This window comes from Alteromonas gilva (assembly GCF_028595265.1).
Taxonomy (GTDB): Bacteria; Pseudomonadota; Gammaproteobacteria; order Enterobacterales; family Alteromonadaceae; genus Alteromonas; species Alteromonas gilva.
On record NZ_JAQQXP010000001.1, the window covers coordinates 2,033,181 to 2,049,043 of the forward strand.

General features: G+C 48.8%; 16 protein-coding genes. 5 read left to right on the top strand and 11 right to left on the bottom strand.

Translation table 11 applies throughout. The features are described from left to right. Nucleotides 1–194 precede the first annotated feature (194 nt). Together OIK42_RS08925 and OIK42_RS08930 are read left to right on the top strand one after the other, a co-directional pair. On the top strand, nucleotides 195–1,301 hold the full coding sequence (locus OIK42_RS08925) for a glycoside hydrolase family 43 protein (protein WP_273639853.1): 1,107 nt from the start codon (nucleotides 195–197) through the stop codon (nucleotides 1,299–1,301). Between the two features lie 133 nt (nucleotides 1,302–1,434). Next, the gene (locus tag OIK42_RS08930) at nucleotides 1,435–2,457 is read left to right on the top strand and encodes an alpha/beta hydrolase (protein WP_273639854.1); all 1,023 of its coding nucleotides are present in this window, start codon (nucleotides 1,435–1,437) and stop codon (nucleotides 2,455–2,457) included. Nucleotides 2,458–2,518: 61 nt separating this feature from the next. Here the strand turns inward: OIK42_RS08930 and OIK42_RS08935 are convergent, their stop codons facing one another. Both OIK42_RS08935 and ansA read right to left on the bottom strand, forming a co-directional pair. Next, nucleotides 2,519–3,355, bottom strand: a complete 837-nt coding sequence (locus tag OIK42_RS08935) for a DUF2797 domain-containing protein (protein WP_273639856.1) — start codon at nucleotides 3,353–3,355, stop codon at nucleotides 2,519–2,521. A 12-nt stretch (nucleotides 3,356–3,367) separates the two neighbouring features. After that, nucleotides 3,368–4,375: an asparaginase gene (gene ansA, locus OIK42_RS08940; protein ID WP_273639857.1), complete on the bottom strand. Its 1,008-nt coding sequence runs from the start codon at nucleotides 4,373–4,375 to the stop codon at nucleotides 3,368–3,370. 241 nt (nucleotides 4,376–4,616) lie between these two features. Between ansA and OIK42_RS08945 the strand changes: the two genes are divergently transcribed. From OIK42_RS08945 to OIK42_RS08955, 3 genes are all read left to right on the top strand, one after another. Continuing rightward, a complete protein-coding gene (locus OIK42_RS08945; RefSeq protein ID WP_273639858.1) occupies nucleotides 4,617–5,405 on the top strand; it encodes an SAM-dependent methyltransferase in 789 nt (262 codons plus the stop codon). Between the two features lie 242 nt (nucleotides 5,406–5,647). Further along, a complete protein-coding gene (locus tag OIK42_RS08950; RefSeq protein ID WP_273639859.1) occupies nucleotides 5,648–5,839 on the top strand; it encodes a hypothetical protein in 192 nt (63 codons plus the stop codon). Between the two features lie 66 nt (nucleotides 5,840–5,905). Beyond that, nucleotides 5,906–7,579, top strand: coding sequence for a diguanylate cyclase (locus OIK42_RS08955; protein WP_273639860.1), 1,674 nt, complete (start codon nucleotides 5,906–5,908; stop codon nucleotides 7,577–7,579). 203 nt (nucleotides 7,580–7,782) lie between these two features. On the opposite strand, the gene lipA is transcribed toward OIK42_RS08955, so the two are convergent. The 9 genes from lipA to rsfS form a co-directional block, all read right to left on the bottom strand. Next, nucleotides 7,783–8,745, bottom strand: coding sequence for a lipoyl synthase (gene lipA / locus OIK42_RS08960; protein WP_273639861.1), 963 nt, complete (start codon nucleotides 8,743–8,745; stop codon nucleotides 7,783–7,785). Further along, nucleotides 8,738–9,385: a lipoyl(octanoyl) transferase LipB gene (gene lipB / locus OIK42_RS08965; RefSeq protein ID WP_273641461.1), complete on the bottom strand. Its 648-nt coding sequence runs from the start codon at nucleotides 9,383–9,385 to the stop codon at nucleotides 8,738–8,740. The genes lipA and lipB overlap by 8 nt, the downstream gene beginning before the upstream one ends. A 48-nt stretch (nucleotides 9,386–9,433) precedes the next feature. Continuing rightward, a complete protein-coding gene (ybeD, locus tag OIK42_RS08970; RefSeq protein WP_273639863.1) occupies nucleotides 9,434–9,697 on the bottom strand; it encodes a DUF493 family protein YbeD in 264 nt (87 codons plus the stop codon). A gap of 76 nt (nucleotides 9,698–9,773) precedes the next feature. Next, nucleotides 9,774–10,967 (bottom strand): D-alanyl-D-alanine carboxypeptidase family protein, encoded by a 1,194-nt coding sequence (locus OIK42_RS08975; protein WP_273639864.1) that lies wholly within the window; start codon nucleotides 10,965–10,967, stop codon nucleotides 9,774–9,776. Nucleotides 10,968–11,101: 134 nt separating this feature from the next. Beyond that, nucleotides 11,102–12,022, bottom strand: coding sequence for a septal ring lytic transglycosylase RlpA family protein (locus OIK42_RS08980; protein WP_273639865.1), 921 nt, complete (start codon nucleotides 12,020–12,022; stop codon nucleotides 11,102–11,104). Then, complete coding sequence (gene rodA / locus OIK42_RS08985; RefSeq protein WP_273639866.1) at nucleotides 12,022–13,137, bottom strand: rod shape-determining protein RodA; 1,116 nt, start codon at nucleotides 13,135–13,137, stop codon at nucleotides 12,022–12,024. Before rodA ends, OIK42_RS08980 begins: the two co-directional genes overlap by 1 nt. After that, nucleotides 13,134–15,041, bottom strand: a complete 1,908-nt coding sequence (gene mrdA, locus OIK42_RS08990; RefSeq protein ID WP_273639867.1) for a penicillin-binding protein 2 — start codon at nucleotides 15,039–15,041, stop codon at nucleotides 13,134–13,136. Before mrdA ends, rodA begins: the two co-directional genes overlap by 4 nt. 3 nt (nucleotides 15,042–15,044) lie before the next feature. After that, a complete protein-coding gene (gene rlmH, locus OIK42_RS08995) occupies nucleotides 15,045–15,515 on the bottom strand; it encodes a 23S rRNA (pseudouridine(1915)-N(3))-methyltransferase RlmH (RefSeq protein ID WP_273639869.1) in 471 nt (156 codons plus the stop codon). A gap of 28 nt (nucleotides 15,516–15,543) precedes the next feature. Further along, the gene (rsfS, locus tag OIK42_RS09000; protein WP_273639871.1) at nucleotides 15,544–15,861 is read right to left on the bottom strand and encodes a ribosome silencing factor; all 318 of its coding nucleotides are present in this window, start codon (nucleotides 15,859–15,861) and stop codon (nucleotides 15,544–15,546) included. Nucleotides 15,862–15,863: the final 2 nt, after the last annotated feature.

Below are 15,863 nucleotides of genomic sequence, written 5' to 3' on the forward strand. Positions count from 1 at the left end.
GGCTTTTGCGCTATGTCGCCTTCCATTCGGAAAATAAAGTAAGCTGACTACCTGTATCTGTAATAGTCTTTAACAGCTTAATTGTTAATATTTGTAACATCTTTTAATACGTCGAAAATAAGCTTTATGGGTACTATTAGATGTTGATAATAAACAATAAAAATGCGTTGCGCAGAGTTGCTAAAGGTGTTCTTTTGTTAACTGCGTGCGCTAGCCTTGTAGCCTGTAGTACGAATAAAGATACCGGTGCTGCTGAAAACGCTACCGCAACCAATGCGGCACCTGTTGCGTTTGACAATCCCATTATCCGCTACGACACCGCCGATCCGACAAATCAAAAGGGCGAGATTATTTATACTGCCGATCCGGCCGCCATGGTGGTTGATGACACGGTGTATCTGTATACCACCCATGATGAACAGTTTGTCGACGGTGAAGGTTACCGAATGTACGACTACCGTTTGTGGACCAGCACCGATATGCAGCGTTGGGAAAATAAAGGCACAGTGCTGAGATATTCTGACTTTGACTGGGCCCGTGGTGATGCTGAAACTGGCAACGCCTATGCGCATCACGTTATTCACCGTAAAGATGAATCCGGAAAATCCAGGTATTATTTTTATGCCACGGTTGAAGGGGGTCAAACAGACGGTGAATTTGGCTTTGCAATTGGCGTTGGGGTCTCTGACAGTCCGGAAGGTCCGTTCACTGATCCGCGTGGCATACCAATGATCCGGCTTGAGGATACCGCCGAGTATAAAGACCACTCCTGGCGTAATATTGATCCGGCGGTCTTTATTGATGATGACGGCAAAGCCTACCTGTATTGGGGCAACCAGCAACTGTGGTGGGTTGAGCTTGAGCCCGACTTAGTTCACCTGAAAGGTGAACAGTACACCGTGGACGCAACCGGTAACATGCAAAACCGGGATACGAGCGATGTAAAGATTCATGCTGTGGATACGTTACCGAATTTCGAAGAGGCCCCTTACGTTTCTAAGCATAATGGTATTTATTATCTGGTGTATGCGGCAGGTTTTCCCGAGAGTATCGCTTACGCTACCAGCGATTCGGCGACTGGCCCATGGCGATATCAGGGCGTGATCATGCCGCCTATTGAAAATACCACGACTATTCATCCGGCGATGTTTGATTTCAATGGTAATACCTACCTGGCGTATCACAGCGCGCAGTTGCCGGGCGGTGGCAGTTACAGACGGTCTGTGTGTATCGACAGGGTTTATTTTAATGAGGATGGCAGTATTAAGGATATTGTCAGAACATCCGGGCAACCTCAGTAACACACCGGTGCACAATGCCAGGTGATCACAATAAGTACGAGTCGGTATCAGGTAAGCCGCGGTGTGAGTGGTACGTTGCTGACTGATATTAGCTTTTTGGATTGTAGGTTTACAGTGAAAGAGTCATGATTATATGCAATATTTAGCTAGTCAGAGACACGATCTACGCGGCGCGATGCGCACACTGCGCGCCCAGGGTCAGCAAGTTGCGCGCGCCCTTAGGTCTAAAATCGCAGGACTGAAACCTGTGTTAATGGCAACGGGGGTGGTGCTGGCATTCCCTGTTGTAGCGCAGTTAGATCATACTATGACGCCGATTGCGGTGCCCACACAGCCAAACGCTATTGAGCTGGGGACGGGTGAGTTGCCAGGTGCTGAGATAGCTGAGTCGTGGCACGCACAATACGGCAGCCGTTTTGCGCGTAATGTTACCGTGGCGACGCTGACGCCGTTTCTGCCAGATCCGGACAAAGCTACCGGCGCCGCAGTGGTGGTTGCCCCCGGTGGTGGATTTCGCACGTTATCAATGGACAACGAAGGCTGGGATGTCGCCAGTGCGCTGGCAGAGCAGGGCGTTGCGGCCTTTGTGTTGAAATACAGACTTAATCAGACCCCGGCGACCATGGCCGATTTTCAGCGCTCGATGGAAGACATGTTTTCTGCTACCGGACGTCGTCCGCCTCGTCCGCAACCTTCTGAAATGAAAAAGCAACTTGCGCCTCAGCTTGAAGACTCCCAGGCGGCTTTTGCATTGATCCATGATAAAGCAGACGAGTGGGGCATCGACAGGGACCGCATTGGCATGATTGGCTTCTCCGCAGGTGCAATGCTGACTATGGCCACCTCGCTGGTGGGTGAAGGGCATAAACCTGCTTTTATTGGTAATGTTTACGGTCCTATCACCGCGGTCGACGTACCTGCCGATGCGCCGCCATTATTTGTCGCACTGGCTGCTGACGATCCATTCTTTGCTAACAGTGATTTTGGCCTGATTAAAAACTGGCACGCTGCGGGCAAACCCGTTGAGTTCCATTTTTACGAACAAGGTGGTCATGGCTTTGGTATGTATCAAAAAGACACGACCAGCACCGGTTGGTTTGACGCATATACAAGCTGGCTGGCTATGCATGGTATGCTGACGCAATCAGACGATTAACAGCTCCTTACCTCGGGTAATATAAAGGGAAACCGTCTGGTTTCCCTTTACATTCTGCAGGCTAATGAGAATCGAACTCAACCTCATAACCTGCGTATTTTCTGATATTGATCACGCGGTCCTCGTCCAGCAACCAGTACTGACCTTTAATTCCCTGTAAGATACCGCTGAACTGGGGTGTTTTATCGAGGTTAATGGATTTTATTTTTACCGGATATTGCTCAACCGGGTAGTCAATAGTATGGCTGATATCGTCAACGGCAGCAAAAGCCTGCAGGCCTTTTTGTGCGCTTATTGTACTCAGTTCTGCCTCAAGCTTTGCCAGCATTTGATGCTTTAGGGCAATGAGATCCTGTTGTTCGGGCTGGCCTTTTAACATGGTGCGCCAATTTGTTTTGTCGCCGATGTACTGGGTACATAACTTTTCGACCTGACCGCTGGTAAGCCGATCGGGCACGCGCAACATAACCGTGGCCTGACTGGCGCCCTGATCAATCCAGCGACTGGAAATACCGTCGGTGACATGACGGGTTATCCCCACTTTTAAATTGCCGGTATTAGCCAGGTAAACAAAGTGATCGGAAAAACAGTGTTCTTCACCCCATTGAGGCTCCCGACATGTCCCCTCATGATAATGGCACTGCTCGGGCTTAATTATGCAGGTGTCACACTGAGCCAGCGACCGCATACAGGGGTAGCAATAGCCCTGGTTAAAGCTTTTATTGGTTTTACGCGAACAGTGAACGCAGTAAATAGCGCCACTGTGGGTCAGGCTAATGGAGCGACCAATGAGTTCATTCATGGCCAGTAAGTCTTCGCCGACGGGTAATTGGTATTGTGCCTGGTGATTTGAATTGGTGGATACGCGCATTTTTCTTAGGGTACCAGTGTACGGCATGGCATTGTCCTGTTAATCAGTGAGTTCGCCGCGCAGGTTTTGCGTAAGGCGAGATTTAATTTGGCCAAAAGAAAGCGATTGACTGAGTAAATAATGCAGCTTGGCTAATGTCGCCTCCGGCGTCATATCATAACCGGATACCACGCCAGCTTCTGACAGACCATGGCCGGTTTTATATCCGCTCATATTGACCCGGCCTTTAAAGCACTGGGTACAATTGACCACCACAATTTCTTTTTGTGCTGCACTTTGCAGCTGTTGCAGCAGCGCTGCATTTTGTGGCGCGTTACCGACTCCGTAACTGAGTAAGATTAGTGCATTGACGGGCTGCTGCAGGGTGTTTTCGATGACCATTGGTGATATGCCCGGATACAAACTTACCAGTCCCACCGGCTGTGCGGTGACAGGGTTTACGGAAAGTTTATGGTCAGTGGCCTGAGTAATTTGCCCGGCTCTTAAGCGAATGTTGATACCCGCTTCAATAAGCGGCGGGAAATTGGGCGAGTCAAAGGCGTCAAACCCATCGGCATCCACTTTACGGCTGCGATTACCTCGCAGCAATTTATTGTTAAAAAACAGACTGACTTCCGCAATGGGATAATTCGCGGCAATGTACAAAGCGTTGAGCAGGTTTACCTGGCCGTCAGAACGAAGCTCGGCAAGCGGAATTTGCGATCCGGTCACGATCACCGGTTTGGTTAACCCCTCGAGCATAAAGCTCAGCGCAGAAGCCGTGTACGCCATGGTGTCAGTGCCGTGTAAAATAATAAAGCCGTCAAATTTATCGTACTGGGCTGCAATATCATCAGCAATGAATTGCCAGTCGGCCGGGCTCATATCTGATGAGTCGATGAGTTCATCGTATTCACGCAATGTATAGCGCGGCATCTCGTCGCGATGAAATTCGGGCATCGACGCCAGGGTATTGGCTAAAAACCCAGCCACCGGTACGTAACCTTTTTGCGAGGGTCTCATTCCGATGGTGCCACCGGTATAAGCAATATAAATATGTTTGCGCATGATTCGTTACTTAGCTGCTTTTTTGCCGTAGTGTAACAGGCTTTAGGGATTGCCAACATTGTATATCGGCGATTAGTATTTTACTTTACGTTGATCGGCGTGTGCGCCGAAGCAGCTTAATTTAAACCTGTTTTTTTGCAGGCTTAACAAACCCAGCAACAAGAAAGAGAGCCTGTTATCCGTGCGCCACAAATTGAACACTAACCCATAAAGCAATTCATTGGTTTAAAGGACTTACTTAATGCAACAACAACGCGGTAGCCTGGTCTGTGTCGGACCCGGGATGATATTGGGCGCGCATATCACTGAGCGCTGTCGAAATTATATTGAGCAGGCTGATGTGGTGTTTATGAGTTGTCACCCTATTGTCGAAAGCTGGATTGCGTCGATGAACAACGATGTGCGCTCTTTACAGGGGTTCTACGGAGAAGGTAAAGACCGCCGCGAGACCTATCGGCAAATGCAGGATGCCATTATGCAGCAAGTACGCGAGAATAAGCGCGTTGTTGGCGTGTTTTATGGTCATCCGGGTATCTTTGCTCAGGTTCCTCACAAATCCATTGCCCAGGCACGTGAAGAGGGGTTTGCTGCCCATATGGAGCCGGGGATTTCCGCGGATGCATGTTTGTATGCAGATATGGGCATCGATCCCGGTCGCTATGGCATTCAGCAATACGAAGCTAGTCAGTTTTTGTTTTACCAACGGCAAATCGATCCGTCGGCGTATTTACTATTATGGCAAATAGGCCACGCCGGCGATGTGTCACTGACAACCCGCCAGTCGGGTACCGCAGAGCGCCAGGTGTTAGTCGATCAATTATTGCAGTACTATCCCGGTGAGCATCAGGTGGCGATATACGAATGCCCTTTTATTATCACTGAGCATTCTAAAATAGACTGGTATCCTTTACGTTCTTTGGCCACGGCGGATATTTCACTGGTTTCGACCCTGGTAGTACCACCGTGCCAGCCTATGAAGCCAGCGCCTGAAATAGTTAAAAAGTTAAACTTGATTTATCAAAGCGCATAGTTTTACACTTGAACCACTTTATGTCTTGTCAGTAGCCAAAAATTACAGGCTGACGTCAGTGGGTTACGCGGTTATTGCGACTAATGTTGTTGGCAATTATGCGTTTAATGTATTGCGGCGTCAGGTTCCGGAAGTGTTTGGCGGTTCTGGTGGTATGGCGATATGGGGTAATTTGACAAACAGGTAACCGTCTCGCGTTGTTAATTTAGCAAACATTATCCAATAAAACAGAGGTAAAAAAAATGAGCGCTATAGAGTTACTTGACCAATTAGGTAAAAGACCGGACTTTGACATTAATACATTAACTGAAGCGCAGCGGGCTGAGATTGCCAATGCGGTAAAACTAGCGGGTGAGAACAAGCCAATTTTAACTATCGTAGAGCCTCAAGAGCCGGATAATGACGACGAGCCTAAAGAAAGCGTAACGAACTGATAGACATTGAGCAGGTTAGCCCTCTACATACTGTTATGCGTCGCTGTATTCGTTAGTAGCGAGTTAGTGGCAGCAGACGCTGACAGCACACTGCAGCATGCAGACGAGCTGCGGCTGTCAGACAAAGACAGAGCACGTGAATTACTCAATTCGCTGGATCCTGCCAGCCTGTCCGGCGAGCAAAGGGTTTATTATCAGTACATTGATACCGTTATTAATTTGTTCAACGGTGACGTTAAACGAGCAGCCGAACGCTACAAACAACTTTTGGGCGCTGTCACCGACAATGCCCTCAGAGTTCGTATCGAAGCATCTTATCTGAACCTTCTTGCTGCGCTGGGCAAGTGGAAAGAGGGCTTGTCCTTAGGTGAAGAGCTGTTTTCCCGAATTGCTAAAACGCAGGATACCGAAACAAAACTGCGCGCTTATTTGGGCCTGATTGCCTTTTATGACCAGTTAAATCAGCCTGAAACCGTCCTGATACTTACCAGTAAGGTGGTCGATAAAGAAAATGTCCCGCCGGAAGTTATGTGTGGCGCGCTGGCTGCCAGAATTAGTGCGTTTAATAAACTTGATGACTATTCTTATTCTTTTGAAGAAATAAACACTGCAAGTCAGTATTGTCTCGAAAATAACCTCTCTATTTACTACGTTACACTCGAAATGCATAAGGTTAACTGGTTAACTAACCAGGGAAATTATACTGAAGCGATCCCCTTTTTAGAAAACCTGATTAATAACCCTGATGTGCAGGCGTTTAAACCACATTTTACTTCAGCGATGGCGTTATTGGCCGCAGCTAATTTTACATTAGGGCGGGTGAATGAAGCCAAAACCATTGCGCTACGCGTACTTGAAGTCGATCCTAATAACAACTACACCGGTTCCGTCATTAAAGCACTGAGTGTGCTACATCAAGTTGAAAGAGACCATGGCGACATGGCCAATGCCTATCGATATCTTGAGCGACTCACCAGTCTGCAGAAAAAAACAAGTTCATCAGAGCTAACTAAGCAACTGGCGATTCAACAAGCATGGTTTGAAATTGATGCAAAGCAGAATGAGATAGAATTACTCGATAAGCGTAACGCGTTATTATCAACACAGGCGAAGCTGGCAAACGAAAGCCTGGAAAACACCTTGCTTGCGCTGGCATTGGTGTCGTTATTACTGGCGTCGCTGGTTTTCTGGTCCTACCGCAGTCATAAAATTCAGGTACAGCTCAAGCACTATGCGCGCACTGATATGATGACGGAGATCAACAATCGCGGGTATTTTACCGAGTGCCTGACACACTGTTTACAGCAGGCACATAAAGCGAAAACGCCGCTGAGCCTTATTTTATTAGATCTCGATCATTTTAAGAGTATTAACGACAACTTTGGCCATCAGGCCGGCGATTGGGCACTTAAAGAAGTGGCGAGTCGTATTAAGCACTCAGCAGGTAAAGACGCCATCGTCGGTCGTTTGGGCGGTGAGGAGTTTGGCGTTGTATTACCCGGCTGTGATAGTCGCAGCGGCGTAGCAGTGGCTGAGCAGTGCCGCATGGCAATCAACGGCATTGATACTATGCAAGCGGGTTATGGATTTTCGATTACCGTTAGTGCCGGGGTAAGTTGTACAACCGAAGCGGGTTATAGTCACAATAGCCTGTATACGGCGGCTGATTTGGTGCTGTATCAATCCAAACAGTATGGTCGCAATCGCGTGTATGAATACTCTTCTGCAACGTCCGGGTAATTAACCAGGCATGGTGTGATGGGCGCTTCAACCAGTCTATAGCCCAGATACTAACCACGGCAGAATGCCTGGCGTGACAGCACAGACACCATGTTCGCATTATCTGGTAAATGTCGTTGAATCAGTATTAAAACAGCCCATTACTGCGTGTTGTCAGACGCAGCATGGACTGTTTGGCAGCATGGCCGGATATTCAATAGCGGCTAGCTAACGTCTTCGCCAGCTGCTTGTCTGTCGGCATGGTAACTTGAACGTACCATTGGTCCGCACGCGGCATGAGAAAAACCGATTTGTTTAGCAATCACACCTAACTCGTCAAACTCATCCGGATGCACGTAACGTTTTACCGGATAATGGTGCCGGCTGGGTTGCAGGTACTGACCCAGCGTTAGCATATTGACACCATGTGCACGTAAGTCTTTTAAGACTTCAGCAATTTCTTCTTTGTTTTCACCCATTCCCATCATAAGTCCTGATTTGGTGGGAACATCCGGATGCTGGCTCTTAAATTTCTTCAACAAATCCAGCGACCATTGATAGTTAGCGCCCGGGCGGCATTCCCGGTACAGGCGGGGAATGGTTTCCAGGTTATGGTTAAATACATCAGGTGGTGCGGCCTTGAATATTTCTAAGGCGCGGTCCATACGGCCACGAAAATCCGGTACCAGTACTTCGATTTTAGTGTTTGGACTGTGTTCACGAATGGCCGTAATGCAGTCAACAAAATGTTGTGCACCACCATCGCGGAGATCGTCGCGGTCAACAGACGTGATAACCACATATTTAAGATCCATTTCTTTAATCGTGGTGGCCAGTTTTACGGGCTCTTCTGCACTTGGAGGAAGCGGCTTACCGTGGGCAACATCACAAAATGGACAACGACGTGTACAGATATCGCCGAGGATCATAAAGGTTGCTGTACCGTGGTTAAAGCACTCAGCCAGGTTAGGGCAACTGGCTTCTTCGCACACCGAGTGAAGTTTATTTTTGCGCAACGTTTTTTTGATATGGTCGATGCGATCGGTTGTGCGCGGCAGTTTGATTTTAATCCACTCCGGCTTACGCAACATTTCTTCTTTTTCGGTGGGCACAATGGTCACCGGAATATGTTTGACCTTTTCATCATCGCGGAGCTTTACTCCGGCTTTCGCTTTTACGTTACTCATTAAAGCCTTCTATAGTTTGAATGTGAGCGATACCAAGCTCTGCCTTTAAATGGCTGAGCATTGTTGTAGCGGCACTGGCTATTGAATCTACGCCACCAAGACGGGCGCAGTCGGTCATTTCCATCCCTTGATAACCACAAGGGTTAATTCTTTGAAAGGGCTCAAGATCCATGTTGACGTTTAATGCCAAACCATGAAACGAGCAACCTTTGCGAATTCGTAAACCTAACGAACAGACTTTTTGTTCGTTAACATAAACGCCGGGTGCATCAGCACGGGCGTTAGCTGTTATACGGCTGTCAGCCAGGGTATTGATCACCGCGTTTTCCATTGCCGTCACCAACTGTCGTACACCGATTTTACGCCGTCTCACATTAAGCATGAGGTACATAACCAGCTGGCCGGGACCGTGATAGGTTACCTGTCCGCCTCTATCGACCTGAACAACCGGAATATCGCCGGGCATGAGAACATGTTCTGCTTTGCCGGCTTGTCCCTGGGTAAACACCGGCTCATGCTCTACCAGCCAGATTTCATCAGCGCTGTGCTGGTCGCGGCTATCGGTAAATGTTTGCATGGCGTGCCAGACAGGCAAATAAGGTTGGCGTCCAAGATGTCTGACGATTACCGTATCCGCTATCGTATCTGTTACCGGGGAAGCAGCCGCGGCTTGCAAAACTGCCGTCACTTACAGCACAACCCTGACTAGTTCAATTTTTGCCAGTTCAGTATATATCAATTCCATATGCTCTTTACTGGTCACTGTCACGCTCACCGACACAGAGTGATAATTGCCTTTAGTGCTCGGTTTAACCGTTGGCGCATAATCGCCTGGTGCATGTTCCTGCAAGCAAGCAATGACATGAGCGGGTAAGTCTTCGTGAGCAACCCCCATCACCTTAAAGGTTTGTGCCGTCGGAAAGTCCAACAGCTCATCAAAACGCGTGTCCACTTTTTATCACCTCTCAAAAGAATACGGCACGAATTGTATCAATTCGTGCCGCACACCACCAGATTAACCAGACAGGTTAGTCGTTAAAGCCCAGCTGCAGCATAATGTAATCTGTTAAACGATCGATCAGGCCGCCTTCATTTACTTCGTGAAGTGTCACCAGCGGGTATTCAGCCACGTCTGTGCCGTCAAGCTGAATGTAGACCTTACCAACCACTTCGCCCTTGGCCAGCGGGGCTTCGAGCTCTTTGTCGATCTCAAAGTTGGCTTCCAGGTTAGCAATTTGGCCCCGTGGAATAGTAATGGGGGTCGCCTGGGTAATTCCCAAGTCTACCGTGTCGCGATCGCCCATATAAATGCGGTGGGCAACAAAGCTCTCGCCGGCTTTATAGGGGGTAACCGTTTCATAAAAACGGAAGCCATAACGTAACAGTTTTTTGTTTTCTACTTTTCTGGCACGCTCGCTCTCGGTACCCATAACAACAGAAATGAGTCGCATATCGCCTTGGGTAGCAGAAGTAATTAATGAATAGCCGGCGTCAGACGTATGACCGGTTTTAATACCGTCCACACTAAGACTTTGATCCCACAACAGGCTGTTACGGTTGTATTGTTTAATGCCGTTATACGTAAACTCTTTTTCACTGTAAATGGCGTACATGTCAGGCGTTTCTTCAATCAACGCTCTGGAGAGGGTAGCCATATCACGGGGTGAGGTGTAATGCTCTGCGTCATGCAGACCGTGACTGTTTACAAAGTGGCTGGAATTCATGCCCAAACTCGCGGCATGGGCATTCATCATGCTGGCAAATGCGCCCTCTGAGCCGGCGATATGTTCTGCCATTGCTACGCAGGCATCGTTGCCGGATTGCACTATAATTCCGCGCAGCAGATCCCGTACCGACACCGATGTGCCCACTTCGATAAACATTTTAGACGAGTCCGGGAAGTTTTTCGCCCATGCATTTTCGGAGATGGTAACTTCATCATCCAGCGAAATATTACCCGCTTGCAGTTCTTTACCAATGACATAAACCGTCATTATTTTGGTTAAACTGGCCGGTGCCAGGCGCATATCTGCGTTTTGATCGGCAATACTGCTGCCAGTTTCATGGTCCATTAAAATAAACCCTGCTGCAGCAACAGTGGGCGGCGGTGGAATGACTACCGCGGCATTAACAGTTTGCCAGCAGGTCGTAAGTATTAAAGAAAAACTGAACAACAAAGTTGTAAAGCATGACGGTTTAGCGCGCTTGATTTTATTATGCATGTTATTACCGTTTTGAGTTGGAAGCGAAATTCTAATTAATCGGCGGCATTTTACCGTATGCCAAATGATTGGACTAGGGGCAGGGCAAAAAGTTTAATTTCAATTAGCACAGTCTCACTGACAATGACTGACTACTAATTTACTGCCACCTTGTAGGCACCCGGATAACCATTTTGTCTGAGAGCGTCGAGCAGCATGTCGAGTTTAAACCGATCGGTGAGTGGACCAAGTCGTAAGCGGTATACCTGGTTGATCAGCGGGATCTCAACGGGCACCTGATACAGCGAGGATAAACCACTCGACAACTGTTTGGCTTTGTCGGCGTCCGACAGGGCCGCTACCTGGATATAATAACCCGGCTGACCGGCATCCGTTAAGCCACTGTCAGCGCTCTGCCCGGCGTTACTTTCTTGTGGCGCGCTCTGCGCAGCGACTTCCGCATCGGCATCGTGTAAAGCCTGTTGGGAGGGCAACTCACCGGCATACAACGCATAAGGCACGGCAGGGGCTTTGCCGACGGATACCATATCATTGCTATCGACATGAATAACTTCAAGCTTTACGGCGGTGGTACCATTTTTATGAAAGTCCAGTTTCTTCGCGGCGGCATAGGATAAATCAATAATTCGGTCGGAATGAAAGGGACCGCGATCATTGACTCTGACAATGGCGCTTAATTGATTGCTCAGGTTGGTGACCTTTACATAGGAGGGCAGGGGCAATGTTTTATGCGCCGCGCTCATACCAAACATGTCATAGATTTCGCCGTTGGAGGTAAGATGGCCGTGAAACTTCTGACCGTACCAGGACGCATTGCCAACCGCGGTATAGCCTTTGCCGCTGGTCAGTGGCTTGTAGTGTTTACCGAAGACTTCGTAAGGCCTGCTGTTAGTTTCGCGATACGGCTCGTATCTGGGCGTGACATCTTCCATTGCAGGCTCCGGGTAACTGCTACTCGGCGCCGAGTCTTTGGCCTGGCTATAACGCGAGGGCGCCTGACAACCACTCAGCGCCAGGCAGACTACAACGATGAAAATAAAACAATACCGGATCATTAGCGCGACAATAATCTCTTTTGTGTACCGATACCCATAAGCATGCCAAAACCGGCCAGCAATGTCACCATGGAAGTGCCACCATAACTGATTAACGGCAGTGGCACACCTACCACGGGCAGGAGCCCCGATACCATGCCCATATTAACAAATACATAAACAAAAAATGTCAGCGTTATGCTGCCGGCCAGTAATTTGCTGTAGGCATTTTGCGCGCGTACGGCAAGCATTAAACCGCGAATAATAATAAACAAATAAATAGCCAGTAATGCCAACACGCCCACTAAGCCAAACTCTTCACTGAAGACAGCAAAAATAAAGTCGGTATGGCGTTCCGGCAAAAACTCCAACTGAGATTGTGTACCTTGCAGCCAGCCTTTGCCCTCAAGGCCACCAGAGCCAATGGCAATTTTAGACTGAATAATATGGTAGCCCGAGCCGAGTGGGTCGCTTTCCGGATTCATAAAAGTCAGCACCCGTTGCTTTTGATAGTCCTGCATTAAGAATATCCACATGACCGGCAAAAATGCCCCTACTAAACCCGCTACAACCATGATGAGTTTCCAACTCATACCAGCCAGAAAAATGGCAAACACACCGGAACTGGCAATTAACAGTGAGGTGCCCAGATCGGGCTGTTTGGCAATCAGTATGGTGGGCACCACAACCAGTGAAAAACCGATAATTATGTGAGACAGGCGGGGCGGTAAATTAAACTTACTGATATACCAGGCAACCATCATTGGCACGGCCAGCTTCATGGCTTCGGAGGGCTGAAAACGAATAAAGCCGAGATCGAGCCAACGTTGCGCACCCTTACCGATATCGCCAAAAATCAATACGGCGATGAGCATTAACAAGCCGGTACCGTAGGCATAGATACTTAACCGTCTGAATGCCATAGGCGGTACCTGAGCCAGTGCCACCATCACTCCAAGGGCAATGCCAAGGCGCACTATCTGACGCTCGATGAGTCCAATATCCTGGCCTCCGGCTGAATAAATCGTTACCAGGCCAACGCCCATTAACACTAATAACCCCAGTAACAGCGGTAGATCAATATGAAAACGATGAGAAATCGACAGGTGATTTTCTCTGAGGGTACTGCGCTTCATTCACCGGCTCCTTGCTCATTTGCGGTACTGGCAAACATCTCAGGCCGGTATAGTTCAAAGTAAGTATCCATCATTTTGCGGGCCATGGGCGCGGCATATTTACTGCCACCGCCGACATTCTCTACTACTACCGCAACGGTAATTTCGGGGGCTTCATAGGGGGCATAGCCAATGTACATGGCGTTGTCCCGAAGGCGCTCATCCACTTCTTCGGCGACGTATTCTTCGTCCTGGGCGACCGAGAACAGCTGTGCCGTACCGGTTTTACCGGCAGATTGATAAGGGGTATTAGCGAAGGCAAACCGGGCTGTGCCAATCTCACTATTGACGGTTTTAAACATGGCATCCTGAATAATATGCCAGTTATTCTGGTCGACTATTTCAATCGGACGCAGGGTCTTAAGGGGTTCAAGAGACGTTTCACCGTTTGCTTCATAATAGCCGCGCAATATTTGCGGTACAAAACGGGTACCGTTGTTAACCAGCGCATTGGTGGCATGAACTAACTGAACCGGGGTGCTCGTCCAGTAACCCTGGCCAATGCCGACGGCAATGGTATCACCAATGTACCAGGGCTGATTAAAGCGTGCTCTTTTCCAGCCCCGGCTGGGCAGGTTGGCATCGCTTTCTTCGTACAAATCGATGCCGGTATAGTCACCAAAACCAAATTCAGACATGTAATCGCTGATGGCATCAATGCCCATCTCATAGGCCAGACCATAGTAATAGGTATCGCAGGACAACTCGATGGCTTTGGTAATATTCACATCTTTACCGTGGCCCCATTTTTTCCAGTCGCGCCACACGTGAGTCACGTTGGGCAAACGAAAACGGCCAGTGTCGTTAATGCTGTATTGCTCATCAATGGTATTGCTCTCAAGACCCAGCAGTCCCAACAAGGGTTTCACTGTTGAGGCCGGCGGATACTGGCCCTGGGTTGCCCGGTTAATCAGTGGCCGATCGGGGCTATTGAGCAGTGCAGAGTAATTTTTGCTGCTAATACCATGCACGAACAGGTTAGGGTCGTAGCCTGGGTTTGAGTACATGGCGAGTATGCCGCCTGTCAGGGTGGATGAAATCACAATGGTGCCGCGCATATCCGCTAACGCCTGCTGCGCCGCCTGTTGTAGACGGATATCCAGGTTTAATACGATGTCGCGCCCCGGTGTTGGCGGCTGTACGTTCAGGGTACGAATGATCCTGCCCTGACTGTTAACCTCGACCTGTTGAAAGCCGACTTCACCATGCAAAATATCTTCGTGGTATTTCTCGATACCCAGTTTGCCAATATCGTAGGTCGCGGCGTAGTTATCTTCTTGTCCGGCTTCCTGCAGTTTCTGCAGATCTTTTTTGTTGATTTTGGACACATAGCCAACCACATGGGTGAGCGTCTCCTGAAACGGATAATGACGAGTCAGACGGGCTTCGACTGACACACCAGGAAAGCGATGACTGCGACTGGCAAAACGCGCGACTTCTTCTTCGCTCAGACGGGTACGAAGGGCGACGGGTTTAAAACGACGTTGTCCGCGCAGCGCCTTTTTAAAGTCGGCTATTTCTTCGTCGGTAATGCCCATCAACTCGCGTAATAGCTGCAAAGTTTCATCGAGATCGCTGACTTTTTCAGGAATCACTTCGAGGCTGTAAACGGGGCGATTTTCGGCCAGTAATACGCCGTTTCGATCGTAGATCAGGCCGCGGTTTGGCGCGATAGGCAGTACTTTAATACGGTTGCCATTGGAACGCGTCTGGTAATCGTCGTGATGTTCGACCTGCAGGACATACAGATTACTTACCACCAGGGCCAGTAATGCGATAACCACCAAAGCAGCGATAACTGTCCGGCGCGCGAACAGATTAGCCTCAGCGGAATGGTCACGTATGGTCTGGCGTTTAATTGGCATCGTTTATTCCCGGTGATAGGGGTGGTTTTGCGTAACCGACCAGGCGCGGTACAACGACTCGGCAACAATGATTCTTACCAGCGGGTGAGGCAGGGTTAACGGCGACAGCGACCAACGCTGTTCTGCCAGGGCACAGCATTCTGGCGCCAGACCTTCAGGACCGCCAATGAGCAGGCTGATGTCGCGGCCATCCATTTTCCAGCTATCGAGTTGCCTGGCCAGAGTAGGGGTATCCCAGGGCCGGCCGGTGACCTCAAGCGTGACGACTTTATCCTGTTTGCCAATTGCGGCAATCATGGCCTCGCCTTCTTTTTGCAGAATACGCTTTATGTCTGCATTTTTACCGCGTTTGCCAGGGGCAATTTCGGTAAACGTCACCGGCATATCAGCGGGAAAACGCCGTAAGAATTCATTGGTACCGGTAGATACCCAGTCTGGCATTTTATTGCCTACTGCTATGACCTGAATACGCACTACTCACCAACTCCATCTAGCGACTGGCTTAACCCCAAAGTTTTTCTAACTGATAGAAGTCTCTGGCCTCATCCTGCATGATATGGACAATGATTTCGCCCAGATCAACCAATACCCATTCACCGGTGTCTTTACCTTCGATATTAAGCGGGGTATGGCCGGCATGTTTTGCTTCAATCTGCACATGTTCGGCAATTGAGCTGACATGGCGTTTGGAGTTGCCAGAGCAAATAACCATTGTATCGGTAACGGTTGATTTGCCTTTGACATCAAGTTCGACGATATCACGCCCTTTCATATCGTCAATTTTATCGACAATAAAGTCTTTGAGTTGCTCGTGTTGCAAAA